We start from the raw sequence: 25705 nt of genomic DNA, 5'->3' as shown, positions 1-25705 counted from the left end.
ATAGATAGAACCGAGGGGTGAAAACGACTATAATTTAAATAGAGAGAAGTCGGGAAAGGAGCGATGTTGATGAACGTGCTGGTAGTAGAAGACAATAAAAGTGTCACGTCCATGCTGGAGATGTTTTTTATAAAAGAAGGGATTCAAGGAGAGTTTGTCCACGACGGGGCTGAAGGGTACCGGCGTTATAAAGAAAGTGATTGGGATCTCATCATCCTGGACTGGATGCTTCCAGGGATGGATGGGGTCACCATTTGCAGGAAAATCAGGGAGGAACGGTCACAGATCCCTGTCATCATGCTGACGGCGAAGGACAGTGAATCCGATCAGGTGCTCGGGCTCGAACTCGGTGCCGACGATTATGTGACCAAGCCCTTCTCGCCCCTTGCCCTGATGGCAAGGATACGGGCTGTCACACGGCGGTATCAAGGGGAGAAAAACAGTGCGTCAGGAAATCACGATGTCTCGACGGCTGACTTCCAAATCAGTAAGGAAACCCGTGAAGTTCTTCTTAAGGGTGTTCCGCTTACCAATCTGACGCCGAAAGAATTTGAATTGCTTTATTATCTTTCACGTCATCCACGTCAAGTGTTCTCGAGGGAACAGCTTCTCGAACGCGTATGGGGGTATGATTTCTACGGGGATGAACGGACGGTCGATGTCCATATCAAGCGGCTTCGCAACAAAATCGGCAGCAAGGAGAAGCCGTACCTGCATACGGTCTGGGGGGTAGGGTATAAATTCGATGAGACGGCGGCCGGGGATGAAATTTAGATATCTTTATCAGCTGCTTCTCAGCCATACAAGCGTACTCATCATCGCCTTCTTGATCCTTGGCACCCTGTTTTCCCATTATGTCGAAAATCTTGTCTACGAAAATAAGGTCACGGAACTCAGGTCATACGGAGACAAGATTTTATCGGACCTCGAAAGGCCAGGTCCGAGAAGACCTCTCTATCTGGAGGAATACAGCAACTTGCTTCATGCACGGAACATCGATGTGATCACGTTTAACCGACAAGGGGAGGTATCCTTCTCCAGGGGAGGCGTGTACCCGCGGATCGAGCTCTCAAAAGAAGAGTGGCAAAAAATCGAGCGCGGTGAAACCGTCCCGCTGAAAAAAGATTTCGGACGTTTTGACCAGGCTGTATCTCTCGTCATCATGCCGCGGATCATCAATGATCAGCTGGCTGGCGGCCTGATCTTGATTTCCCCGATCAGCGGCTCGAGGGAAATGCTGAGTGAAATCAATCGCTATCTCCTGTATATCGTGCTTCTGTCACTCGCGATTTCACTCTTGATCAGCTTGTTCTTATCAAAGCTCCATGTCAAAAGAATTCAGCGGATCCGGGATGCCACTTCCCGTGTGTCATCCGGACATTACGATGTTCAAGTCCCAAGCTCCAACTTCGATGAAATCGGCGATCTTGCCGAAGACTTTAATAATATGGTCACGAAACTCCGGGCATCCAAAGAGGAAATCGATAACCTGGAGAACCGGAGAAGGCAGTTCATGGCGGATGTGTCCCACGAACTGAGAACCCCGCTGACCACGATTCGCGGTGTCATCGAGGGAATCAGAAACGACATGATCCCAGAAGAACAGAAAGAGAAAAGCTTCGGTCTCGTAAGCCAGGAAACCAGACGGCTGATCAGACTTGTGAACGAAAACCTGGACTATGAAAAAATCCGCTCCCACCAGGTAGCCCTCACGAAAGTAACCTTACCATTACTGGATGTCTTCGAAGTCATTAAGGAGCAGCTCGATTTGCAGGCTGAAGAAAAAGGGAACGAAATCACTATTCTTGCAGATCCTGATGCAAAGATACATGCCGATTATGACCGGCTCATTCAAATACTGATCAACATTACGAAAAACAGCATCCAATTCACCTCTGGAGGAACGATCACGTTAAGCGGCTCCTCTTCCGGGACACAAACCGTCATCGAAATCGAAGACACTGGAATCGGCATGGACCCCGAAGAAATCCAATCGATTTGGCGCAGGTTTTACAAAGCGGACTTGTCGCGGACGAATAATCCATACGGTGAATTCGGCATCGGACTCTCCATCGTGAAGCAATTGGTGCTGATGCATGAGGGGACGATTGATGTTTTCAGTGAGAAAGGGAAGGGTACGAAGTTTGTGATTCGGTTGCCGCTGTAGGGGAGGGTGAGCATTCATTGAATTGGAGCCTGCCGCTACGGCGGAGGGCAGGTGTAATTGAATCAAGTAAAGATTCTATGACTTACTTAGCTATTATTTGATGCTGGTTTCTCCATTGAAGTAAAAAACCGCATGGATTTCAAAAATCCATACGGTTTTCATCTTTTATATAATCAGTTCATCTCTTCAAGGAATGCTTTTTCAAAGATATCCAGAAGATATTCGAGTGTGATTGGATCACTGTACGTAATCGCTTTTGTATCTAATTCTAGGACTCTATTGTTTTTAACAGCAGGGATATTCTTCCACGTCTGTGTTTCCATAAATGAACCGTCACCGTCCTGGTTTTTACTAAGGACGATATAATCTCCCGCAAACTCTGGAAGAACTTCAGTGCTTAGGGCATAGTAGCCTGGCCCTAATGCATTTTCTTTCACTTTTTCAGGCATTTCCAGTTTCATTGTTTGATATAATAATTCGGTGCCTCGAGCCCAGTTGTTCCCAAATACGTAAGCCGACTTCGTATCATATTCAAAGACCGATACAGTGGCATCCTCACCGATCTTTTCTTTAATCTCTTTCCCTGTTTCTTCCGCACGGGTCGTGAAATCTTGAACCCAATCTTTTGCTTCCTGCTCTTTATTAAGAAGTTTGCCGATTTCCATTTGCTGTTCCAAGTAATCCAATTTCCCCCACGTGTAGGCAACCGTAGGAGCGATTTCACTCATCTTATCAATGTTCTTCAAGTGGGATCCCACGATGATAAGGTCTGGCTCCAGTTCAACGATTTTCTCGATGTTTTCATCGGATACCACTTCAATTCCCTCCAGCTTCTCTTGAAAAAGGGGATTCGTATTCGTCCATTCATCGACACCGACAATTTTACCTTCCAAGGCAAGTACGTTTGGAGCGTTCGAAAGCGCCACAATACGGGAAGGATTCGCAGGTACCTCAACAGGGCCGTTTTCTGATTGATATGTAATGGTTTCCGATGCTGATTTCTGATTAGCATTCTCTTCCTTTTGTTCAGTCTTTGCCGTCTCAGTGCTGCCACAAGCATGAAGAATGAAGATTGCCATGAGCAGGAAGGGGATGAGTATTTTTTTCAATTTGTTTTCCTTCTTTCTAGTTAATAGTGATAATCATTCTCATTATAGTTCTAAATATACTAATAATGATTATCATTGTCAATGAAATTTGACATTGGTTCTAAAGTTGGATTTCTAATTGAAGTTATTTTATACGAGGGGTGCTTTAAAGACAGGGGGGCGTTATTTTAAAAATTGATTAGAGGCGCTTCTGGTTTATCGTATCAAGCGTATATCATGAAAAATAAGGTTATTGAAACTAGTAATATTAATCAAAGGTTAATTACTGGGATCTGCCCCTGTATACTCTAACGTTCCGGGGGCAGGTCCTGATTTTATGGGCCAAGGGACCTGTCCCTGTGGCTCTTTAACAGACATAATCCACATCAAAACCCGGTGAAATGAACTCCATTTTGTCTAAATCCCAATCAAACGTCAGAATGGCCGATTGTGTTGATTTGTGTGAGAGGAGGTGTTTGCCATTCTTGATCACCAGGCTTTCCGCTTCCCAAAAGATAACGGACTCATCTTCTCCGGTACGATTACAAACCAATACACATAATCCCGTATCGATGGATCTTTGTTCCCACTCACCCGTTGGTCCGTGCAGCCCTGGACCCCAAGCCGACGGGGCGATGAGGATCTCTGCTCCTTTAGCTGAAAAGGTGTCTGCGATATTTTTCGTGTAGGCATCTGCACAGATTAAAACGCCCACTTTCACATTCTCCACATCGATTGGGTCAAGGGAAGTACCAGAAGTAGACCAATCATCGGTGATACTTGTGACCTTCCTCTGTTTTCCGATTAGTTGACCATCACGGTTTATCACAAACACTGAATTATAAAGCGCTCCATTGTCTGACTTTTCAGGGCAACCAAGAAAGACATTCGTATTCAAAGACTGAACGAGTGATAAAAAACTTGTCATCCATTCATCAGGTTGAGGCTTGATCCACTCAGTTCCCACTTTCTGAGAAAATTGCAAACCACTAACGGCTAATTCTGGGGTTATAATCCAATCTACCCCATGATCTGCTGCTTGTTTAACTGCCTTTTCAATTAGGCGTTGATTGTGTTTGATGTCACCTGCTATGGGCAGCAAATGCAACAGAGCTACTCTTAATTTATTCACATGAAATCCTCCTTTGGATAGTGAAATGATAGTATTCTGTTTACCAATGAATGAAAAAAAAGTGAAAATCGCATCATCGTGGAGACCTCAAGAAAACCATGATTGTTAACCTTCATGGATCATATGGCGGCACGGTGAGAATGGAACTACAGAGGATACCCGATGCTGTTACCATCATAATTTTGTCGAAAAGTTAAGTTGGGACTTTTTAATTATAAAACAAAATCGATTATATTTTCAGTTATAATAGAATTTAAAAAGTGAGTTTTGATAATTTTTAAAAAATTACCGAAAGTAGGGAAGCGATGCCGATGTATCATTCTGAGTTATTGACCGGTTTACTTCTTAACCTCCTTGTCATTTTGATCATGATTTTACTTATAAGCTTTCATTATCTTTCCCGAAATAAAGTACATAAGCTCCACATTAAACCACTGTCGATCTATGTGGCCAATTCGCTTCTTCTATTATTTAGTCTCGCTTTGTCAGTTCGATTGGAAGATGGATTTGTCTATGATTTGCGGTTCATCCCATTTCTATTGGGGGGGATTTACGGTGGGAACCGGGTCTTACCTTGGCTTGCTGTCACGATGATTGCGGTGCGTGCTCCGATGCTGGGGCCGGGATTAGTGGTTACGGTGATCATGGCGATTCTCTTCACGTTTGTGATTATGTATATGCGTCCGAGATGGGAGAACAAAGCATGGAAGACGAGGGTATACTGGTATACCTTGTTGTCGTTCGGTTACTCGGTCCTTTCGTTATGGATTCCGTCCATGATCTTTGATTTCGATTACACGAGCTCGTTCCTGGTCTATTCGGCTGTCCTGAGCGGGTCGACGTTCTTTGTCTTTTACTTATGTGAAATGATTCGAACGATCTATACTCTTCAGTTAGAAGCGATTAAATATGAGAAAATGCAGGTGGTCAGTCACTTGGCTGCCAGCATGAGTCATGAGGTACGGAATCCATTGACAACGGTGAAGGGCTTTCTTCAGCTGATTAATGAGGATCCTTCGAACGTAAGTACCAATAGTGAGCTTTCAAAGGTTGCCGTCAGTGAAATCGACCGTGCCACGGAGGTGATCAATCAATACTTAAACTTTGCCAGGCCACACCCGGAGCTTGAGATGGAAGTGAAGATCCGGAATGAGATCAACCGATCGAAGGAAATCATCATGCCCCTGGCGATCAAAAAAGGGATCATCCTAAAGGCGAGCATCCTCCATCACCATTCCATTATAGGCGACCCCAACAAGCTTCAGCAGATCCTCATCAACGTGATGAAAAACGGGCTGGAGGCAATGGAAACGGGTGGTACACTAAGAATCTTCAGCTACCAGGAAGGAGACAAGGTATTCGTTGTCATTAATGATACGGGAATCGGGATGACCAAGGAACAACTCATGCGCCTCGGGGAACCCTACTTCTCCATGAAAGGCAAGAATGGGACGGGCCTCGGCATGATGACCGTCTTCCAACTAGTAGAAGGCATGAAAGGCACCATCAAAGTCCTAAGCAAACCCAACAAAGGAACCTCTGTGATCCTATCCTTCCCGATCTATAAAGGAAAGGGAAAGGTAAGTAGCGTTAAACAAACAACAGAGGTCCGTCCCTCACTGCGTTAATGCTTTAGTAGAGTGAGGGACGGACCTTGGTTTTGGGGAATGGATATGAGCTCTTGGGAGAAGGATGATATATTTAATTATTCGTTCCGTGAGGTAGCCAGTATAGAGGACGGGAGAGTAACCTGGTGAAAAATTCTTTAAATGACGTGCATAATCCCTTTTTTGTGAGAATAGGATCCATTTTTTTACTTGTATGTTTATTAAACGCGATTATACGGCTGTAAGGAGTCATTGGAGGGGGAAATCCTTTAGTGGTTCACCCTCTTTTAACTTTTATGATCCGATTCCGGTACTTTATGATCCGTTCTTCGAATTTATGAACCGGCTTCGGCACTTTATGATCCGAAAATCTGATTTATGAACCACTTTTCCCCTTTTATGATCCGTTTGTCGAAATTTGTATGCTGGTCCAAGACCATGATAGGACCCTTTTCTTCACCGCCCAGTAATCGTCACAATTTACAAAAATCCCCTAAACAACTACCCGGATCTTCCTGTTATATTTATAGTACAATGAATGTGGAAATGAAGTAGAAAAAAAGTCTATTACTATAGCAATGGTAGGGGAAATCAATCATGACACTAAAAAAGGTGAAAAGTATCCTGTTTATGCTGCTTGGGTCGATATCCCTGGTGTTGGGGATTGCCGGCACTGTGCTTCCGGTTCTGCCGGGCGGTCCGTTTTACTTGTTTGCCGCGTTTTGCTTTGCGAAAAGCTCCAAGAGGATCGATCGTTGGTTTAAGAGCACAACCATATATGAGAAATATGTTTTAGCCTTCCTTCAAAAAAAGGGAATGACCCGTAGAGAGAAAATCAGGATCAACGTGACGGCTGATTTCTTTATTCTGCTCTCAGTAGTTTTCGTGGATATCCTGTTCGTTCGGATCATTTTAATCGGGCTCGCATTTTATAAGCATTATTATTTTATTAAGAAAATCGAGACGATATATCCGGATTCGTATCAGGTGGAGGAGAGCAAGTGATCTATGGGGATTACGGGCTTGTAATGAACCAAGGAGTTACTAGAGACAATGCTGAAAAGATATCAATTAAAAAGCGATTTCAGAGGGTTCAAAAAGGGGGCCAACTTTTATTTGATTGCTGAATCTGAGTATATTGGCATCAAGGAATTTGTTTTACGAACGAAAGACTTATCCACGAGAATGATTATCTCTGAAAGGGAAATGGAGAAATATTTTATTCCTTTGAAATGATACAGCCTAAAAGACCCGTCGATGAGACGAGTCTTTTTTAATTACAAGATAAAGAACATTCGACAACCTGGCATGATTATGAACGAAAGTCGTAAATGGGATTCCGGCACGATTTTTCTAAAGCTGACTTGATTACTTCAAATCCGGCATGATTGTCCTCGAAACCGGTATGATTAATAAGCCACGGTCCTCCCCACTCCACGATTCAACCCCAAAATCGGTCTGCGTGCCCATGAAATATCGATTTCCCAGATAAAACAGACAATCTTAGGGTTTTTCATCGAAAAATTTCGATAAGATTTATGGGAAATGCAATGGAACCACACCTGTGCCACTTAAATGGAGCCAAGGAACCTGTCCCCTTGGTGCATCTCTGAATAGGTGTTGCCCTACACCACAATATTTGAAATAATTTACATTAACCGAACATAAAGAGTAAGGAGGGGGAAACAAAATGATGTATTTTTTTATTTTCGTCGGAATTCTAATCCTTTACTTTGGTATTAGGATTTGGATCGGTTCTAGGAAGATGGAGTTTTACGGAGATAGCATAAAGAATACGTCCCGAAATCCCAGGGATGAAGCATACGAAAAGTCGGCACGACATTCCCAGCAAGCCATGAATCAGAATCACCATTCAGGTGGCGGTCCCAATGTATAAGTCTGAGGGGAGAGGGGAATTTCATTTTTAAAAAATAATGATTACCGTTGTAAGCTTGATAGCAGTCCTTTCACTATTAGGTTGTTCGAATGATGGAACGGAAGTCATCAGCAGTGAGAAAGCTGAAGCCATTGCCATGGAACAATTTGAAAAAGATGTAAAGGAACATAATGAAACAAGCCGTAAGAAAATCAGTATGGATGAAATGGAACTCCTTTCTAAAGAAACCAATTTCAGTAGTTATTCAAAGGCATGGGAAATTACGTTTAACTATAAAGATGGGCTTACTAGAGAAGGCTCAGCAACCAACTCAGTTGCTCATTATAGTGTAAGCCCTGGGGGAGAAATAATTAAAAAGTCAACTTCATTCTAATGAATAACGCAAGGACCACTCATCTCATGAGAGGTCCTTGCGTTCATTTTTTTATTATGCGAGCTCTTTTTATGAGGAAGGCGAGCAGCATCAAGAAAATTTGACACGGAGGATCAAATATGTGAAAAAGCGGCTTAATAAATCAAATTCCGGCACAATTAATCTGAAACCGGCATGATTATTTCAAATCCGGCACGATTATAGCTCTCACTGTTAAAGAGAAGCTGGTTTACAGACTAAAATAGGACTCCACCAGCTAGTTAACCTGCTCAAAGAAGGAATCCGATCCCAAAAGCAAGTATATATATGTCAAAGGACTAAAAAAATCGCATACATAGGATGTGAACGATGTTGAAAAAATGGATCTTCCCCACTCTTATCGGAATAATGGCCGCCATCTACATATTCATCATTCCTCCAGAACTGTTGACACTGAAAATCGTCTTTAAGCTGATCCCAATGGCACTCATCATTCTCTACGCATTCCGTCAGCTGCCCTCCAAACCATCTCCGGCCATGCGCCTCATCATGATCGGCCTGTTTTTCTGCATACTTGGCGACGGGTTTATCGCCGTGTCATTTGTTGCAGGACTTGGGGCATTCCTGGTCGGACATCTATTCTATTTATCGGGCTTCTTGAAAATGTCCAGTATGAACAAGATGCGCCTCGCCGCCTTATTGCCGATTGCGTTGTATTCCTTCTTCATTGGCCGCGAACTGATTACTTCACTGCTAACGGAAGGAAATGAGGGACTCGTGATCCCGGTCGTTGCCTACATGTTAATCATTTCCATGATGGCCCTATCCGCTATCCTGACCGGAAACAAGTGGGCTATTGTCGGGAGCATATTGTTTGTCATCTCCGACTCCATCCTGTCATGGAATAGGTTCGTGTCAGCCATCCCTTATTCGGATGTCTTGATCATGATAACCTACTACTCGGCGCAATTCCTGATTGCCACCAGCCTCGCAAGCTTAGGGAACTCAGTCAGGTATGTAGAAGGAAAAAGTATCAACATGTAAACAGCGTTTGCGTCTGTCGAGAAGTCTCGCCAGGCGTGTTTTTTTGACAAATTGTAAAAAAATCCAAACTTTTTCTATATAAGAAACGTCTTATTTAGTGAAGATATATATAAAGCAGGTGAGTGTTTGAAACCCGGAAATAGTTCTAAATCCGAGAAAGATCGACTACTCGAGAAAGCCATGACGGAATACGGAAATGATGTTTATTATATTGTCTATTCCTATGTGAAGGAACATAGCCTGGCTGAGGATCTGACTCAAGAGATCTTCATCAAGTTTTATCAAAAGATGGATACCTTTCGCGAGGATTCCTCTCTCAAAACCTGGATCATCAGCGTGGCCGTCAATCATTGTAAGGATTATTTAAGACGGTGGGATACGAGGATGGTCAGTATATCGAATAAAATCAATGACATGGTCAAAGGAAAGGTAGGGGCTCCGGAACAAACCGTGATCGAGAAGGAAAAGAATTCAGAGCTGATCCAAAGCGTTCTGTCCCTACCCATCAAATATAGAGAGGTCATCTTTCTTTATTATTTTGAAGAAATGAAGCTATCTGAGATCGGGGCCTGTATGGATTTAAACACCAACACGGTGAAGACCCGATTGACAAGAGGGAAAGCGCTGCTTGGTTCAACGATTAAACGTAACGAGGTGTATAACAATGGATGAACTTAAACATTTGCGTGGTTTAATGAAAGAAGAGACCTTTAAAGGCCGTGGTTTTACCAATAAAATGAGGGAGAATATTTTGAATGAGATTCATTCGAAGCGGTCAAAATCGTTCACTTTCAATAAAAAACCAATCCTGGCTCCGTTGATGTCCTTTTTATTTGTTGCGGCATGTCTCTCTGTCTTTGTTTATTTCGGTGGAACCCAATTGGGACTGATTGACGGAAATAACGCCAGTGCCCCCTTTTATCAATACGACGATTCTGATCGTCCTGAATCCCTAGGAGATGAATTCAAGTTTCTCACAAAAGCGCCATTTGAAGTAAAGAATGTCTCGACCAAAACAGGTGAAGATCCATTAGGAAAGATAGATATGGTGACCTTGGTGGGGAAGGAAAAGCAAACGATCAAACTGACGTTTCAATCCATTGAAGGAGATCCCAATCTAACATTGTCCCAGGAAGAAGTGAAAGTGGGTCAATCCAAAGGAAGCTATTATGAATCTGAAGGCCCGGCAAAAGTCAGCCACCTGACATGGATTGAAGGGGATACCATCAAATACGAAATGGAATACTTGCCCGGGGGATCTGACGTCACCTTATCCAAAAAAGACATGATCAAAATGGCCGAGTCGTTTCATTAATCAAAGAAAAGGATGATGGATACAGAATCCATCATCCTTTTGCCCTTAGTATGTTCCATACACAACCTTAACGATATTTCCGTATTTGTTATAGGTGACTTCTTTCCACTGATTCCCGCCGTTTGCACTTCGATACACAATGATGGTATTACTTCCTGAAGCCTTCCGATAATACTCCGACCAGGTGACTCCCCCTTGGCCGCCGCCATCCTCTATTACGTTGGTGCCGGCATTCTCTGCTGCGAATGTCTGCGTCACTCCTACAGCTGCACCGGCAGAAAAAATCAACGAAGACGCAACCACATACTTTACTGAACACTGAAGGAAACCCATCACTATTGCCATCCCCTTTTGTTAATAAATGTCATTATGTAGTCAATCATACTATATAAATCGTTATTTAGTTTAGGTCTTATTCCCTGTTATTCGGGAGTATTGACCTCCGAATAGGAACATATCTCTCTAATTCTTGTTGGGATATTAATATTTTTATATTTTGCTAATACAAGTTGACTTCGTTGTGTCCATTCGACCTACTCTTGACTATTAAGTGGTGGATAAGGGATTGTGTAAATGTAAATACTTTGAAATAATTGGAATTAAGGTAAAAGACAGCAGACATGAATTCCTTGAATTGAGGTGGAGTTATGTAAAAATTCTTTTGGCTCCCGCTAATGGCGGCTATTGGAACGATGATCGTACTATATGTCATTGGCTTTATAGGAAATATAGAATTCCTTGTGTTTAAAGTTTCACTCTCAAACACAGAAATTGCCATACTACCAATCGCTGTTGGCATCGTAGTGGCGTTGGTTAGTGACCGGGTTATTAAATCCAGGTTTCTAGAATAAGTCAATTGATCTTTTGTTCTTAGCAGAATGGTTGAAGATGTAAGTTGTTCAACATTAAGAAACCTCGATGGGGAGGAAGTAAATGGGACCAGGCAAAATTATTTTAACTGCAATCATGGCAGAAATTTACTCTGGTATTTTAGATGGTGTGGAGAATCATTACGGACTAAATAAACTGGCAAGTACATTTATTTTAATACTGTTAACATATGTAACTGGATACGCTTTGTATAGGAATAGATTAATAAAATGATATTCTAGTTTTTCTGTTAAAGGGGACATCGCTGCATAAGGTGATTCTCGAAAGTAAGCATTATGTTGTTTGTCATAGCCCCATTTATCCAGAACAGGGTAAGCTGATTGGTTATGAAATAATTCTTCTTAAGACACTGAATATTACAAGATATATTTGCAGGCCTTACAACCATCCATGAAAGGAAAGGATTTATAAATGAATAAACGAACAAAGTTTCTCTATATAGCTACTGCCGCACTTATGCTAGCAGGCTGCTCCGGCAAATCAACCGCAACAGATGAAAGTACCTCAACAAAAGAGGTGAAGGAATCAGACACTCAGGGTGCAAATCCCACCTCTTCAGAAGGCTCAGAATCTGTGACTTCGGATAGTACCTCATCTGAGGATCCTGACTCGAATGTAGAGGATATGGAAACCAAAGAACCACTTTCCCAGTACTCTAGTGAACAAATTGAATACGTCCGGGTTTGGCTGCAGCTTGGACCCAATCAAGCCCTCGATGAATTGAATGTCCGCCATCTTCCTGCAGGAGAAGTAATGAATCCTAATGATGAAAACAGTGCCACCTATCCGGAAAATGTCATCCAATTGGCAGGTTCCCGCTTAGTGGATGGGTCCGTCACGTATAGTGGGAACGGAGATGGAACCATTAATGTGTACAACGTTCCTTTACGCTGGGATGGCGATTATTCTAAGGTAGGCGATGACTTCTACAAAGATATCATTGAAAATACGAAGCTAGTATACGTAGATCCAGGTGACGATAAAAAAATCATAAAATTGATCGAGCTGCTAAATGTTCATTCTTGAATAAAGGTTTAATTTTAGGAGGGTATAAATGTCGTACGATGTAAATTGTCCTTTATGTAATCCACATAAAGATAAGGAACAAAATATTGTTTTGGAGAATGAAACATGTTATTTTTTACAGCATAACAAACATCAAGGTGTCTTAGAGGGAAGTGGTTTGATTGTTCCTAAAAAACATCATATCGATGCTTTTGAGTTAACACAAAAAGAGTGGAACGATACATATGAACTGCTACAGGATGTCAAAAAAGTCTTAGATGAGGAGCATTCACCAGATGGCTATACACTTGGCTGGAATGTAGGAAAAGTCTCCAACCAGGAAATTCCCCACAGTCACCTCCACGTAATACCAAGATACAAAGATGAACCATTGGCTGGAAAAGGTATTAGATTTTGGTTAAAACAAGAGGAAAATAGAAGATTGAAAAGGTAAAGGTGCATACTACAATTCCTTAAAACGGGAAAAAGCTGAAGATCCGGCAGTAAATCTTCAGCTTTTTCTTGAGTGGAATGAAACAAACCACAATGAAGCGTTTTGTTTGGAAAGAACCTAATTATATACTACTTGAAAGGAGTGAAAAGAGGCTTAAGGTTATAAAGTAAGGAGGATGAAATGATGAATGAATATGGAACACTACATGAATCAAACGGTAGTTATGCTTTAAGATTTGAACGAATTTTACCTCATCATCTAGAAGATGTTTTCCGTGTCATTACGAATCCTAGTTACTTCTCCCAATGGTTCCCTTTCGCAACAGGGGAGATGGATCTCAGACTTGGTGGCAAGATTGCCTTCGATGATGGTGAAGGAACGACATACAGTGGGACCATTACTGAATTAGAAAAACCATATTTATTTGGTTTCCGTGAAGTTGATGATCTGATAAAAATTTCATTACGGGAAGAGGGTGAAGGGTGCCGAATGATCTTCACCCATACTTTTAACGACGATACATGGGCAGTTAATACCGCGACAGGATGGCATAGGTGCCTTGAAGTATTGGTCCAAATCGTCAATGGTAATCCAATTAAGTGGCAAGATAACTCAGCTAAGCTTCATAAAATCTATAGTGAAGTATTAAATAAGGAACGTTAAAAGAATATAAAAACTTATACCTCTGGTCACTATTTTTTCAATATTAAGAATGAAAAAGAAACGATTGGGTACTTATGGATTAAAGAAGACAAGGAAAAGAAAAGTGCCTCTCTTTATGAAATATATATTTTAAATAAATTTAGAAATATGGGATATGGTACGACTGCCATGAAAAAAATTGAAGAGTGGATGAGGCAGCATGAACTTTTATTCTTAAAGCTCCACGTCTTTGGGAATAACAAAGAAGCACGTAATTATCATTAAAACAATGGTAATTATTGATATAAAGCATAATAATGGTATACTAATAATACAGGAGAAATATGGAAGGTGGAATTGGATTTGCCAGCATACTTGTAATGGTTTAGCAACTAAATAGTACATTTCTTTTTTGAACATTATTGTTCAACGACAGGAGAAGTGTGCCTATTTTTAACCATTACAGGGAACGCAGGATAATCAGTTGTTTTAATTCCAGCGGGATACCTATAAGGTATTCCGCTTTTTTAATGGGAAATCTTTCTCCATTCAACCATTTTTTGCGTTCCTCTGAATAAATAGGAGGAACCGGTGTATGAGTTTTAATAATTTATTCGCTTATGAGATCATTGCTCAGGAAACACCTTATATAAAACGAAATTGTAGTAAATGTAAAACGAACACAGAATTTTATTGTAGTGAGAAATTCAGGGTGAATGCGAATCAGAAAATAGTTGATATTTGGCTTATTTATAACTGTATACATTGTGAGGGAACTTGGAATTACCCTATTTTATCAAGAGTAAAAATTAATAAAATTGACTCTATGCTAATTCAAAAGTTTATGAATAATGATAAAGAGACAATCTGGTACTATGCTTTTCAAATCAACAAATTAAGAAAACTATGTAATGATGTAAATACAGATATACGATACGAGTTAAGAAAAGAAAAGCTCGATTCACTATCTAACGAGGTTACTATTAGACTTTGCTATAAATATGATTTTGGTCTTAGAATAGATAAACTAATAGCAGAAATCTTTGGCATTTCAAGGTCAAAAGTAAATAAATTGTCTCAGAATGGAACTATTTTACTAAATCCAAACATTAATATGAAGAGCAAAGTTATAAATAATTTACAAATTACAGTCAAAGGTGATTGGTACAAAGTTGATGCTTTGACATAATAGTCCATTATCATTGTTAAGGCTATTCTCTAAGGGGGGGGTTAGGCCGTTTCTTATTGAACAATCTGATGCTTTACTTTAATAAGGTCTTTGAAACGATCTTCAGCAATCGGGCGCATTTCCAGAACAAGGAAATGTGCTCGTTTTTTTATTTTGGGGCGCTTATCTTGAGTAAATTGTGATCTTTCTTTGTGTATAGAGCCATTTGAAAAAGGATTGTTTGAATGTGATGAAGAATATATACTTTATTATGTGGTAGAGGTGGGAAAACATGTCAGCGAAACAAGACTACAAAGCTATGATTCGGACGGCTCTAATAGAAGATGCTGAAGCAGTACTTGATATTCAACGTGAGGTCATTAAAGAAAAGGCCTATTTTATAGCGGTTTCAGAAGAGTTCAATAAAACGGTGGAAGAGCACCAAGAATGGATAAAAAAAATCATCGAGCATGAAAGAGAAACGATGTTTGTTGCAGAATATAATGGAAAAGTAGTAGGTTGGATCGTGTTCCGGTCACAAGAGAGAAAAAGGATGCACCACACAGGATCCATCGCCATCATGCTTCAGAAAGACTATCGAAATAAGGGGATCGGCAAGCTTTTGATCAATGAGATCCTCTCATGGGCAGAGCGACATCCAGTAATCGAAAAAGTATCGTTAGGTACGTTCTCCACGAACTCAAGAGCCATAGAGTTATATAATAAGCTGGGGTTTGTCGAGGAAGGGAGAAAAGTAAAAGAGTTTAAGATTAGCGAAGATAAATATGTAGACGACGTCTTGATGTATAAGTTGGTTAAATAGGTAAGAATTATAGCTTTGATATAGAAAAGTTGACTCTTGTGGCGCATTTTAGACTTTTGTCAATAAAAAAGAGACTAATAGAAGAACTCCCGTTATTCCGTTATTGAGGGTGTTTGCTGAAGATCGGGCAGCTGGTCTTCACCTTTTCCTTTGTTCAACTATAGGGAGTTTAACGGAATACATATTTCTTGGTTGCAAGGATATCATCATTTTTTCGAAGGTGGGTGTGTGCTTGTCTGACATAAAATGGTCTATATTAATTCATTCACTCGTTGCTATTATTATCATCATTAGTTTTTTCTTCACGAAGCACCTTGTTCTTACTAGAGTAATGTTATTACTATTTGTAGCAACTGATTTGTTAATGGTTTTAAATCGTGGAAAAATAAGAAAGAGCTTTTCTTCGTATGTTCCATAATCTTTCTAACAGGGCTTGTCGTAGCCAGTTTATTAGATAATAGGGGTATGACTCTTTATCCATATATTTTCGGGTGTTGTTCTATCGATTACATCGTATAGAACATTATTTGAGTCAAATGAGAAAAAGTGTGCATAAGAAAAAGCCCAGATCTTGTATGTATAAGAGAAGAGATTATTTGATAAAGGAAAAATATGTGGTAAACTATTTGAAAATTGGGAATTAAAGGGGGCGTTACTTGTGATAAATTATGATGGACGTAAGTTTGTATCAATTGAAAATACAGCTAATGGAGAAGTTTCTTCAAAAACTTTTTTTGAATATAAACAGGAAGGGAATATACTTTCCGCAACTTATAGTGGAGGAGAAATTGTAAAAGGAACATTAATTGGGATTGTGAAGGAAGATGGATGCTTACAATTTAGATATAACCATGTAAACATAAAAAATGTTATTAGGGGAGGTCAATGCTATTCTACTCCTGAAATTCTATCCGATGGTAGAATTCGCCTCCAAGAGAGTTGGAAATGGTTAGATAGCAACCAAAGCGAAGGAGAATCAATTGTTGAAGAAGTTGTACATATATAAAATTGGAATAGGGAAAGTAGAACTAGCACAGAAGAGGATAACGGTAAAAATAAACTAAATATTAATAGTAGATTTTCAGTAGAATGGAAGGTCTCCGTGAAATAGTAATTAACGCTACTAACTAAATAAATGAAAAACGCCAAGACTCCTTGATATGGAAGGAACATTGGCGTTTTTCATTCAAACAAACGTTACCCAGAAAATTCCCATTAACGACAAAACAATGACATTCTAGCTGTGTGGAGGCTAAGGATGTTAGTGAAAAGAAACTTCACTTTTATTCAATAAAAGGGCCATTTAATTGAATAAGGCCCCCATACAAAACTGGATATTTATGTTAATATAGGTACGGGATTGTGAAGAAATGTACTTAAAGTAACGGAGCAGGTTTGTTTAACAAGAAAGGAAGATTTTAATGGGGTATTGGGAAAGGAATTTACTCAAAACATCACGTGGAATATTCGAAATATTTGTAAAGGGTGAAGGAGAACCACTTTGTGTTACCCATCATTATTCAGAATTTAATCAGACAGGGGATTATTTTGCAGAGACATTTACAAAAACAAACAAAGTATTTTTGATAAATTTAAGAGAAGCAGGTAATTCAGAGAAAGCTAAAGAACCGTATCAACTAAGTTTCTTGGAGACAATATTTGATATAGAAGCTATTCGAGAAGAATTAGGGTTTGATAAATGGGGATTTGCTGGGCATTCAACTGGAGGTATGTTAGGTATAATCTACGGAATATACTTTTCAAAATCCCTAAAATTTAATGTAATTGTCGGAGCTGCTGCAAGAGAATATATGACATTTTCAAAAGATTGTATTTATAATCCTAAAAACTCTAAATTTAGCAGAATGCAAGAACTCAATGAAACCTTAAAACGTTCAGATTTATCATCAAAAAAAAGAAAAGAACTAAAAGTTGAAAGAACGAAACTATCTTTATTCGACCCTGAAAAATATGACGAGCTTTTTTATCTAAACATTAGTAAAGGAATGTCTGCAATTCGTATGAATTTTTTCAACCGAGAATTGCAGGTTTATGATGTAACGAAAAAGCTAGAGTTTATATCAACCCCCTCTTTAATAATTTGTGGTAGAAATGATGTACAGTGTCCAGTAATATACTCTATTGAAATGGAGGAAGGGATACCCAATTCAAAATTAATTATCTTTGAGAAAAGTAATCATTACCCTTTCTTAGAAGAAGCAGAACAATTTAATGAAGAGTATAATTTATTTATAAAGGAACACCAGTCCTTATTAAGCTAACGGGCGCAATAATTGAAGATCGGATAGCTGATCTTCAACTTTTTCTTTAATTCATAAAAAAGGAGTTAAATCGAATAACTTTTTCGAAAGCCCAACGGCTTTCTTTTTTATTTTTTTTGCAACCATTTCTGATCAGAGTCGTCTAAAGTTTGAAAGGGAGTAAATGATGTTAGGAGATAAGAGGTTAGTTATGGAACTTATGATAGTAACAGAGAAGAAACTGTGGAATGGTTAATGGATGAGTATGGAAAGAAAGTTGTGCGACTCGCCTATACATATTTAAAACAAGAGCAACTCGTTGAGGATGTTGCACAGTTACGGTTATCATATATCGATATAAAAAATGGACAACCAGAAATATTTTCATTTCTAGTTGACCTTATAATACGAAAGGTGGCGTTTGCTAAAGATTGGGCAGCTGTCTTCGGCTTTCTTTATTTAATTTTTGGGCAGGCTAGCTCAATAAGAAATAATAAGAGTGTGGTAAAATTAGGGCATAAAATAAGAAAAAGAAGGTAACTTAATGGAGTTCTTAACTGAAAAATTATTATTTATATCTTTGTTTATTTTTATTATCCATTCCATAGAAACACTAGCTTATGCTGTAAGGTTATCCGGTGCAAGAGTTAAAATGATAGCGTCAGCATTATCTCTCTTTAACATTATGGTACTTGTCTCGAGATTAGCGAATATGATGCAACAACCTTTCACTGGCAGTCTAATTGATACTGCTCCAAATGAAAATGCTCTGGAATTTGTAGAAACTCAATTTCGGGTTCTTATTGGAGCATCAACTGTTGGGACGGTAGTTGGAATAATTCTACTTCCAACTTTTTTAGCGTTATTTTCAAGGGCAATTATACACTTATCAGAGGAAAAAGGTTCTGTTCCTTCTTTAATGAAAAGGATATTTTCTATACATTATATAAAGCGTGGCGTCACACATTTTAGTCTACCTAAGTTTTCCTACTTACAAGATACCAGAATTAAGGATATTCCAATAAAACTATTTTTTGTAAATATGATAATAACAGCGATATATACTATCGGTGTATTATCTGCACTATATGCAGCCTTATTAGTTCCTGAAAGAGCTAATACGGCTATCATGGCATCTGGTTTAATAAATGGGATAGCAACGATACTTTTGGTTATTTTTATAGATCCGAAAATATCTGTAATAGCAGATGATGTAGTTAATCAAAGAGGAAGTTACAATAAACTAAAAAGTATCTCTATAATGATGGTAATTTCAAGGTTATTTGGCACATTACTTGCTCAACTGTTATTTATATGGGGAGCAAGATATATAGCTTGGTTTACACAGTATATTGTGTAAACCTTTATTCAAGTAAAGGGGGCGTTGATCTAAGAAGGATTAACGCTTTTTTGTTGAAGTTATTGGATTAACGGGCAGGATTATGGAATAAACGGATAAGGAGGTAACTTGACTTTAAGATGGGGTGGTTTTATTTCAATTTCGCTAATAAAATTATGTTTTTTTCTTCACTCTTAGTTCTATAGAGAACCCTCAAGAAGGTGATAAACATGTTGCTGTACAGTCAAAGATAGCAGCAATTGTTTGTCTTGGGTTATCCCTTTATATTCTTTTCTTATAATTGCATATGAACTCTAAATACAATCTTTTGCTTATGAGGACTTATCAGGAACGGGATGAGTTTTTTTAGTTTCAAATATTTTTTGAGACCACTGCTTGATTTTGAAATAATTTTTATTAAGCTAAATTGCAGATTATTAAAGCTTTTAAACAATAGTTAACCATTTCCTTTCCTTCTGTTAATTCCAAAGCTTGAGATAAGGTATTTATTGCAGTCTCACTTTCCGTGAACTTCAAAAAGGCAAATCCCTTTATGCCAACGAACATATTGCATTAGATTTATATCATTCAAATAAAATAGCCTACTTTCAAGGGACAGTACTAAACTATACAATTTGTCGTATCTTTGATTCGTTCTTAAAGAGTCCATCTCGTCTATTGATTCTTGAACATAGTCTAAATTTGGTGTATAGGGAACGAAGGATCCGCTTGTCCACAAGAGGATCGAGCGAATTAGGTCAACCCGTCGTGGCACAACCCAGTCGTAAAGCCTCAACGCGAAACCGTTCTGAAAGCGTCCAGCAGAGACCGAGTATTGGGCCCCGTGTGTCAACACGCTCTAAGGGTAACGCCATCCGTACAACCACTGATTCACCGGCGGTGCGCCCGTCTACCCGACCGCAAAATTCAACATCCAGCCGTACCGAGGTGTATGGGGAGCGAAGGGAAGCCAAGAAGCTCACAGCTCCCATTCAGTTCGTCCTGGTGATGTTTATTGTGGTAGTCGTCTCGGTATTTGCGTTCGGGTTGTTAAGGGGAGACCCTACGGCCCTACGACCTGATCGTCCGGATCAGGAGCGCGGGGCAGGGACGGAGGTTTTCTATGAAAAAGAGGGAACAACCAGTACAAACACTGGTATTCTCCGCGGTCACTGATCTAACAGTACCAAAGATAAAAAGCACAGGGCTTATAGTTCTGTGCTTTAGGTGATTATATAATGATTAATTATTGGACTGGTTAATCGAACTAAATAAAATACTGTATTTAATTTCTCCAAGTATCCCCTCGTATGCCAACCCCCCCTGTAGTAAACTTTCTAGAATAATTTTGTTTCCTATGAAACTTTTTACGAGTTTTTTTAGTCTAACGGTTAGAAAAGAGGTGAACATCTTGATTGAACAAATAATTAAAAAGGCGAGATCCGGAGATGAAAAAGCGTTTGAAGAATTACTTCGAATAGAGAGAGAGAAACTTTATCGTATGGCATACCTCTACGTGAAGAATGAAGATGATGCCCTCGATATTGTTCAGGAGACCGCATGCAGGGCTTTTACGTCTATTAAGAGATTAAAAAGACCTGAATACTTTTCAACTTGGCTGACCAGGATACTGATAAACTCTGCTCTCGATTTTATAAAAAAGAAGAAGAATGTAATCCCGTTCGACGATATTAGCATCTTTCCCGAAGAGGAGGATACCTCTCTGGAGGATAACATGGACTTAGTAGAAGCCATTAATCGATTAGATGACCACTATAAAACAGTTGTCATTTTAAGATATCAACAAGACTTACCCTTAAAAGAAATATCATCCATTTTAAAGTGTCCGGAGGGAACAGTAAAAACTAGAATTCGCAGGGCTCTTAATCAACTAAAAAATGAATTAAAAAGGGGTGTCCCGGATGGACAATCTATCTAAAGATGTAAAAAAGGTGATGGAGCAAATAAACATACCTGAAGAGAAATTGAATCAAGCTGTTTTACTTGGGGTCCAAAAAGCAAAAAGAGAAAAGAAGTTAAGAATAAAAAAATGGTCTTATGTCTGTAGTGTAGCTGTTTTGATGTTTGGGCTTTTTCTTGGTTCGGCATCAGTCTCCCCCACAATGGCAAAAATTGTGTCTAAAATCCCTTTATTGGGTCAAATATTCTATTCCGACGCTGATGTAGGTTACCTCATTTCTGAAAAACTTGAAGATAACGGATATAAAAGTTCTATTCAGATCTCGAGTATTAATAAAGAAATTAACATAAAAATAAAAGACCCTATAGACGATGAACAAAAACGAAAAAAGGTAGCAGGTATCGCCCAGAGCATCTTAGATGCCAAACAATATGACGCTTATTCAGTAACGGTTGCTAGTGATACAAACGTATCAAAAGGTGAGCCTATGAAAGACGAAGATGTACAAAAAGAAAGCGAAAAATTTCAATCGATTGATGCAGAGCTACGAAAAGAATTAAAACAAAGAAATATTGAAGTGTGGAGCATTATGTCAATGAATAATCCTAATACTCTTGTTTTAACCATTTCTGATACAGAGACTAGAACGGACGAGATTAGACAAATCGCAAATGGCATTTTCGAGAGAAACCAAACATCCATCTCGCTTGATATAAAGAAAGTTGAATTAGATAAGAAAGAGCAAGAAAGTAGATGGGCTGAAATCGTACGTTTAATTCAGGGCGATTTAAAAGGAAAAAAAGAATATAAAGTAAGAACGGTAGGTTTCACTGTAAATCCAGAACCGACAATACTAGTGCATTTGTCTATTTCCAATGAAGATGATGGAGCAAAAAGTTTCGCTAAGGAGCTTGAAAAGGTTATCAACGATTCCTTAGAGACTGAACAGATTCAGCAAAAAATTAAAAACGATAACTATAAGATAGAAATATACAATTCAGAAGAAAAAAAACTAAATTAAATTCATTTCTTTTAGAAAAAGCTGAAAATCTAAATAGTGATTTTCAGCTTTTTTTCTATTTTAAAAAATGAAACATGAAACACATCGACAAAAATAGTGAAAATGCCCCATTTTAGTATAAATTCTACCAATTAAGTAAATATAATGGTATATTGATAGATGGATTTAACAATAAAGAGGGGGAAACGAAATGAAAAAAGCTTTAAGCACGATTGCAATCGCTACAGGTTTATTTGTCTCTACTTCCATGACATCTCTAGCCGCACAAGGGGAGGAGAGTATTGCTGTTAAGCCTAGCGTAATGCCTGAAAACAATGAAGCTGTTCAAGTAATAGATTTAGAAACAATTGGGTTGTCAAAAGACACCTTGAATAGAATTGCAGTGAGTGGTGATACGCAAAGCACCATCCAAAGGGCAGCAGGGTGGCAATTGCTGGACCCATCACATACAGTATGGCCAAATGCTGATAATGGTACATGGAACACCACAAATTGGGATTACATATCACAATCGTATACTGCAGTAGATGGAGGAAATATTGGTTGGTCGGTTTATAATCTCTCTGGTGTTTGGCAAGGTGCAAAATATCTTTCTCCTTCACTGGCAAGGATTGAAGTGATGGTATATGAAGATGATGGAGTATGGTCAGACGATGACTTTGTTACGAAATTTAATGTATACCCGTTTAATGGCGATCAACAAAAAATGTATACGATACCCATTAGTGGATGGGCCGATGGGACAAATGCAAAAGCAGAAGTTGAATTCCGATATACTTACAACTTTACAGCAACTAGTGAAGGTATTGGTAATGTTTGGGATTGATAACAAATCATATTAGTAATTAGGATAGGGTCACCGAAAGGCTTAGAGAAATGAAAATTCTCTAAGCCTATTTATTTTACGGTAGTCAATTTCATATCCTCACAGGGGATTTTTGCTCTTCACCTACGTATAGTATTTCTCGCATACCTACTTTTAGGGGGCATTTTACTCTGCCTTTTAATCCAATGTTTATTTTCGTGCAGTTGTTCTCCAGCTTTCTCTTTGAACATTTAAATAGACATTGTTCAACAAACGGGGGCAATAACTTAAGATCACCTATCTGAACTTAAGCTATTTCCCTTGTTCAATTATTGAGGCAATAAAACAGAATAACTCTCGGAAGGCGTAATCCGAAATGATTACGCCTTAATTTTTAATTAGGAATTGTGGAACATTCAGGAGTTTGAAATAATTAAAGTAACAGTTTTTTCTATATTTTTTAAAGGGGTGAAAATGGTGGATAGATTATTTGGAGCATTAATTATATCACTAGCTTTGTTAACATCTGCCTTGGTATCAGTGATTCTCTCGGAAGAAGGGTTTATTTTCTCTGTTGTATGTATAGGACTAGCAACTTTTATCGGCATTATACTATTGACTAACCGAGATGAAAAAACAAGAAGAACAATAAGTAATGAAGAAATAGAAAAGGAATTAGAAGAAGAGCTTACTAAAGGCTAAGCAAAAATTAGAGTGATCCTCAATAAACGAGGCAGTTTAATGGAATAACTCGAAATTTAAATACCTGAAAAAAATCAGGTTAACAGACGAGCAAGAATCAATCAAACTTTTTTTGAAGGAATACCTTGCATTATTAAGTAATATAATTTATAACTGAGATAGGAGGTGGATGAATTTGGAAGTGAACAAAGAAGTTTTAAAAGGTCATATTGATACGCTGATATTGTCTTTATTACATACTAGGGATATGTATGGCTATGAATTAGCTAAACTCGTCCGTGAAAAAAGTGAAGAACAATTTGAATTAAAAGAAGGAACGCTTTATTTATCTTTAAAGCGATTAGAAAAGAATGAGTGGATCTCGTCTTACTGGGGTGCCGAGCAAGGACCTGGAGGGAGAAGAAAATATTATAAACTTACTCCTTTAGGTGAAGAAGGTTTTGAAGAAAAACGTGCAGAATGGAAGTTCATTAAAAAGATTATTGATTCATTTATAGAAGGGGGGAGAAAAATATGAAACAAATTGAAGCGTTTGTTGATGAGGTGTATCACAGTGTCGGCGGGAACAAGAAAGAAATAGAAGAATTAAAAGCGGAAATGAAAAATCATCTGTTAGAGGCAGTTCACGAACTGAAATCAGAAGGAAAGTCTGAAGAAGAAGCGATTAATATTGCCATCGAACGTTTCGGCGGGGAAACAGAAATGAGATCCATTGTCGGTCAATTGTTTCAAGCACAAAAAGTCTTTGCAAAACGTGTGCTTTATATAGCATTATCTTTTTTTGTCCTTACTTCTATTGCTTGTGGAGTTTTATGGGCGATGGATGAAGAAGATATGAACGAAAACTTAACTGTTGCTAGAGAAATACTCAATAGATTAGAAGGTCAAGATGCAATTTCTGAAGATATGAAAGAAGGAATATTCGCTTTAGTAGAAGATAAAAATCAAATCTTAAATCTTCAGATTTATAAAATGGCTGATGTTGAAAGAGTATCAGAAACTGGTTCTGTTTCATACCATTGGAACGAAGCTGCACCAGTTTATGAATATGGAGTATTCAATGATCCTGATAAACCAAATTGGATGTTGATTGATTTAGGTTATCCATTAAATAACACTGAATGGTATGTGCAAATGGAATCAATAAAACTCTTTAGTTTTATCCCTTTCATTTTTAATGCAGGCATTGCAATTTATGCAACCTTGTTTACGATTTGGGCAACGATTAACGCATACCATCATAGACGATTAAATGCTGGTTGGATCATTGCTTTTGCTTTATTGAATGTCGTCGGCTATTTGATTTATGTCTTAATGGGAAGGAAAACAAAACAAGCTGCAATCTTCCATTAAAGGGGGCTATAGCTGAAGATCGTGCAGCTGATCTTCAGCGTTTTCTTTGTTCAGTTAAAATTATAATCGTTTCCGTAAAATCAATATGGAGGTGATGATTTGGTATTCAGGCACCGTAATTACGATACCACTGTTAGCAAGATGATTGTTGGATGCTGTCTATTCTCAACGAATGCAACCAATGATAAACTTAGTTTATCAAATTTTCCTAAATGAGTTCCATTAAAGATTTGTTTAATAAACAACAATTAAAGGTTTGATAATTTTTTTGGAGGCTGATTAACGTTGCAAAACGTCCCAAGGTTTAAACCAGAGTATATTACCATCTCGTTAATGGTATTAGTAAGTATCGTTTTACTATTAACACTATTTACTGGTCTAACATCAATAAAAGAAGCAATTACATATATCTTAATTATTGTATTACTTTCTTTTTTAACAGTAGATATTAAGAATAATTCAAACAAGAAGAAATCATTAACTACCGCTTATAAGTATGTTGTATTAATATTTCTGTTCTCTTATTTAACTTTATTTTAAGTAGCACTTATTCAATAAACGGGGGCTTATCCAGAACAGGATGAGCTTCTTTTTAGTTTTTTAAATTTTTCTTGAGTAAACTCCTCTATTTTGAAATAATTGGTATTAAGTTTAAAAAGCAGGTTGAAGAAATATATGGAAAAAGGGAAAGGTTACATTTTATATAAAGGTGGATGTT

At 38.4% G+C, this 25705-nt stretch carries 32 protein-coding genes; 29 read left to right on the top strand and 3 right to left on the bottom strand.

The genetic code is table 11. The annotated features are described in order from the left end of the window. Window positions 1–69: 69 nt before the first annotated feature. Window positions 70–774 carry a winged helix-turn-helix domain-containing protein gene (locus tag AC6CIB_RS07970; protein WP_498279437.1) on the top strand — a complete coding sequence of 235 codons (705 nt, stop codon included), beginning with the start codon at window positions 70–72 and terminating at the stop codon, window positions 772–774. Beyond that, window positions 764–2167, top strand: coding sequence for a sensor histidine kinase (locus tag AC6CIB_RS07965; RefSeq protein ID WP_498279435.1), 1404 nt, complete (start codon window positions 764–766; stop codon window positions 2165–2167). Before AC6CIB_RS07970 ends, AC6CIB_RS07965 begins: the two co-directional genes overlap by 11 nt. A 173-nt stretch (window positions 2168–2340) precedes the next feature. On the opposite strand, the gene AC6CIB_RS07960 is transcribed toward AC6CIB_RS07965, so the two are convergent. Both AC6CIB_RS07960 and AC6CIB_RS07955 read right to left on the bottom strand, forming a co-directional pair. Then, window positions 2341–3276 (bottom strand): iron-hydroxamate ABC transporter substrate-binding protein, encoded by a 936-nt coding sequence (locus tag AC6CIB_RS07960; RefSeq protein ID WP_498279433.1) that lies wholly within the window; start codon window positions 3274–3276, stop codon window positions 2341–2343. A 346-nt stretch (window positions 3277–3622) separates the two neighbouring features. After that, the gene (locus tag AC6CIB_RS07955; protein ID WP_498279431.1) at window positions 3623–4387 is read right to left on the bottom strand and encodes a carbon-nitrogen hydrolase family protein; all 765 of its coding nucleotides are present in this window, start codon (window positions 4385–4387) and stop codon (window positions 3623–3625) included. Between the two features lie 305 nt (window positions 4388–4692). Here AC6CIB_RS07955 and AC6CIB_RS07950 point away from each other — a divergent pair, with 305 nt between their 5' ends. The 8 genes from AC6CIB_RS07950 (at window position 4693) to AC6CIB_RS07915 (ending at window position 10602) form a co-directional block, all read left to right on the top strand. Next, window positions 4693–6015, top strand: coding sequence for an ATP-binding protein (locus AC6CIB_RS07950; protein ID WP_498279429.1), 1323 nt, complete (start codon window positions 4693–4695; stop codon window positions 6013–6015). 576 nt (window positions 6016–6591) lie between these two features. Continuing rightward, window positions 6592–6999 carry a YbaN family protein gene (locus AC6CIB_RS07945; protein WP_498279427.1) on the top strand — a complete coding sequence of 136 codons (408 nt, stop codon included), beginning with the start codon at window positions 6592–6594 and terminating at the stop codon, window positions 6997–6999. Between the two features lie 48 nt (window positions 7000–7047). Further along, window positions 7048–7230: a hypothetical protein gene (locus AC6CIB_RS07940; protein ID WP_498279425.1), complete on the top strand. Its 183-nt coding sequence runs from the start codon at window positions 7048–7050 to the stop codon at window positions 7228–7230. Between the two features lie 454 nt (window positions 7231–7684). Continuing rightward, window positions 7685–7891 (top strand): hypothetical protein, encoded by a 207-nt coding sequence (locus AC6CIB_RS07935; protein WP_498279423.1) that lies wholly within the window; start codon window positions 7685–7687, stop codon window positions 7889–7891. A 55-nt stretch (window positions 7892–7946) separates the two neighbouring features. Continuing rightward, window positions 7947–8264: a hypothetical protein gene (locus tag AC6CIB_RS07930; protein WP_498279421.1), complete on the top strand. Its 318-nt coding sequence runs from the start codon at window positions 7947–7949 to the stop codon at window positions 8262–8264. 348 nt (window positions 8265–8612) lie between these two features. Continuing rightward, window positions 8613–9287 carry a lysoplasmalogenase gene (locus AC6CIB_RS07925; RefSeq protein WP_498279419.1) on the top strand — a complete coding sequence of 225 codons (675 nt, stop codon included), beginning with the start codon at window positions 8613–8615 and terminating at the stop codon, window positions 9285–9287. A 126-nt stretch (window positions 9288–9413) separates the two neighbouring features. Beyond that, entirely contained in the window at window positions 9414–9959 is a 546-nt protein-coding gene (locus AC6CIB_RS07920; RefSeq protein ID WP_498279417.1) for a sigma-70 family RNA polymerase sigma factor, read from the top strand. Then, entirely contained in the window at window positions 9952–10602 is a 651-nt protein-coding gene (locus AC6CIB_RS07915; RefSeq protein ID WP_498279415.1) for a hypothetical protein, read from the top strand. Before AC6CIB_RS07920 ends, AC6CIB_RS07915 begins: the two co-directional genes overlap by 8 nt. Window positions 10603–10647: 45 nt before the next feature. Here AC6CIB_RS07915 and AC6CIB_RS07910 read toward each other — a convergent pair whose 3' ends face one another. Further along, window positions 10648–10947, bottom strand: coding sequence for a hypothetical protein (locus AC6CIB_RS07910; protein ID WP_498279413.1), 300 nt, complete (start codon window positions 10945–10947; stop codon window positions 10648–10650). 347 nt (window positions 10948–11294) lie between these two features. On the opposite strand from AC6CIB_RS07910, the gene AC6CIB_RS07905 reads away from it, so the two are divergent. The 19 genes from AC6CIB_RS07905 (at window position 11295) to AC6CIB_RS07815 (ending at window position 24987) form a co-directional block, all read left to right on the top strand. After that, window positions 11295–11453 carry a hypothetical protein gene (locus AC6CIB_RS07905; protein ID WP_498279411.1) on the top strand — a complete coding sequence of 53 codons (159 nt, stop codon included), beginning with the start codon at window positions 11295–11297 and terminating at the stop codon, window positions 11451–11453. 82 nt (window positions 11454–11535) lie between these two features. Further along, window positions 11536–11706 (top strand): hypothetical protein, encoded by a 171-nt coding sequence (locus AC6CIB_RS07900; protein ID WP_498279409.1) that lies wholly within the window; start codon window positions 11536–11538, stop codon window positions 11704–11706. Window positions 11707–11904: 198 nt separating this feature from the next. Continuing rightward, a complete protein-coding gene (locus AC6CIB_RS07895) occupies window positions 11905–12519 on the top strand; it encodes a YdeJ family lipoprotein (protein WP_498279407.1) in 615 nt (204 codons plus the stop codon). 28 nt (window positions 12520–12547) lie between these two features. Continuing rightward, the gene (locus AC6CIB_RS07890) at window positions 12548–12952 is read left to right on the top strand and encodes an HIT family protein (protein WP_498279405.1); all 405 of its coding nucleotides are present in this window, start codon (window positions 12548–12550) and stop codon (window positions 12950–12952) included. A 180-nt stretch (window positions 12953–13132) separates the two neighbouring features. Continuing rightward, the gene (locus tag AC6CIB_RS07885; protein ID WP_498279403.1) at window positions 13133–13615 is read left to right on the top strand and encodes an SRPBCC family protein; all 483 of its coding nucleotides are present in this window, start codon (window positions 13133–13135) and stop codon (window positions 13613–13615) included. 6 nt (window positions 13616–13621) lie between these two features. After that, a complete protein-coding gene (locus tag AC6CIB_RS07880; RefSeq protein ID WP_498280519.1) occupies window positions 13622–13879 on the top strand; it encodes a GNAT family N-acetyltransferase in 258 nt (85 codons plus the stop codon). Between the two features lie 310 nt (window positions 13880–14189). Next, a complete protein-coding gene (locus AC6CIB_RS07875) occupies window positions 14190–14783 on the top strand; it encodes a DUF1062 domain-containing protein (protein ID WP_498279401.1) in 594 nt (197 codons plus the stop codon). A 271-nt stretch (window positions 14784–15054) separates the two neighbouring features. Further along, the gene (locus AC6CIB_RS07870) at window positions 15055–15585 is read left to right on the top strand and encodes a GNAT family N-acetyltransferase (RefSeq protein ID WP_498279399.1); all 531 of its coding nucleotides are present in this window, start codon (window positions 15055–15057) and stop codon (window positions 15583–15585) included. 658 nt (window positions 15586–16243) lie between these two features. Next, a complete protein-coding gene (locus tag AC6CIB_RS07865) occupies window positions 16244–16591 on the top strand; it encodes an avidin-fold protein (RefSeq protein WP_498279397.1) in 348 nt (115 codons plus the stop codon). Window positions 16592–17006: 415 nt separating this feature from the next. Beyond that, on the top strand, window positions 17007–17867 hold the full coding sequence (locus AC6CIB_RS07860; protein ID WP_498279395.1) for an alpha/beta fold hydrolase: 861 nt from the start codon (window positions 17007–17009) through the stop codon (window positions 17865–17867). Window positions 17868–18089: 222 nt separating this feature from the next. Beyond that, complete coding sequence (locus AC6CIB_RS07855) at window positions 18090–18386, top strand: hypothetical protein (protein WP_498279393.1); 297 nt, start codon at window positions 18090–18092, stop codon at window positions 18384–18386. 4 nt (window positions 18387–18390) lie between these two features. Further along, window positions 18391–19206: a lipid II flippase Amj family protein gene (locus AC6CIB_RS07850; RefSeq protein WP_498279391.1), complete on the top strand. Its 816-nt coding sequence runs from the start codon at window positions 18391–18393 to the stop codon at window positions 19204–19206. A 708-nt stretch (window positions 19207–19914) separates the two neighbouring features. Then, a complete protein-coding gene (locus tag AC6CIB_RS07845; protein ID WP_498279389.1) occupies window positions 19915–20361 on the top strand; it encodes a hypothetical protein in 447 nt (148 codons plus the stop codon). Between the two features lie 226 nt (window positions 20362–20587). Further along, complete coding sequence (locus AC6CIB_RS07840) at window positions 20588–21124, top strand: sigma-70 family RNA polymerase sigma factor (protein ID WP_498279387.1); 537 nt, start codon at window positions 20588–20590, stop codon at window positions 21122–21124. Beyond that, window positions 21108–22127, top strand: coding sequence for a DUF4179 domain-containing protein (locus AC6CIB_RS07835; protein WP_498279385.1), 1020 nt, complete (start codon window positions 21108–21110; stop codon window positions 22125–22127). The genes AC6CIB_RS07840 and AC6CIB_RS07835 overlap by 17 nt, the downstream gene beginning before the upstream one ends. A gap of 190 nt (window positions 22128–22317) precedes the next feature. Continuing rightward, window positions 22318–22953, top strand: coding sequence for a YndA family protein (locus AC6CIB_RS07830; RefSeq protein WP_258262398.1), 636 nt, complete (start codon window positions 22318–22320; stop codon window positions 22951–22953). Window positions 22954–23409: 456 nt separating this feature from the next. Further along, window positions 23410–23634 carry a hypothetical protein gene (locus AC6CIB_RS07825; RefSeq protein ID WP_498279383.1) on the top strand — a complete coding sequence of 75 codons (225 nt, stop codon included), beginning with the start codon at window positions 23410–23412 and terminating at the stop codon, window positions 23632–23634. Window positions 23635–23809: 175 nt separating this feature from the next. Further along, window positions 23810–24151, top strand: coding sequence for a PadR family transcriptional regulator (locus AC6CIB_RS07820; protein WP_498279381.1), 342 nt, complete (start codon window positions 23810–23812; stop codon window positions 24149–24151). Continuing rightward, complete coding sequence (locus AC6CIB_RS07815; RefSeq protein WP_498279379.1) at window positions 24148–24987, top strand: permease prefix domain 1-containing protein; 840 nt, start codon at window positions 24148–24150, stop codon at window positions 24985–24987. Before AC6CIB_RS07820 ends, AC6CIB_RS07815 begins: the two co-directional genes overlap by 4 nt. The last annotated feature ends 718 nt before the right edge of the window (window positions 24988–25705 follow it).

This window comes from Rossellomorea sp. GQ25, from assembly GCF_059758515.1.
The sequence above is the reverse complement of the archived record's forward strand: the minus strand, read 5'-3'. Positions and strand labels throughout refer to the sequence as shown.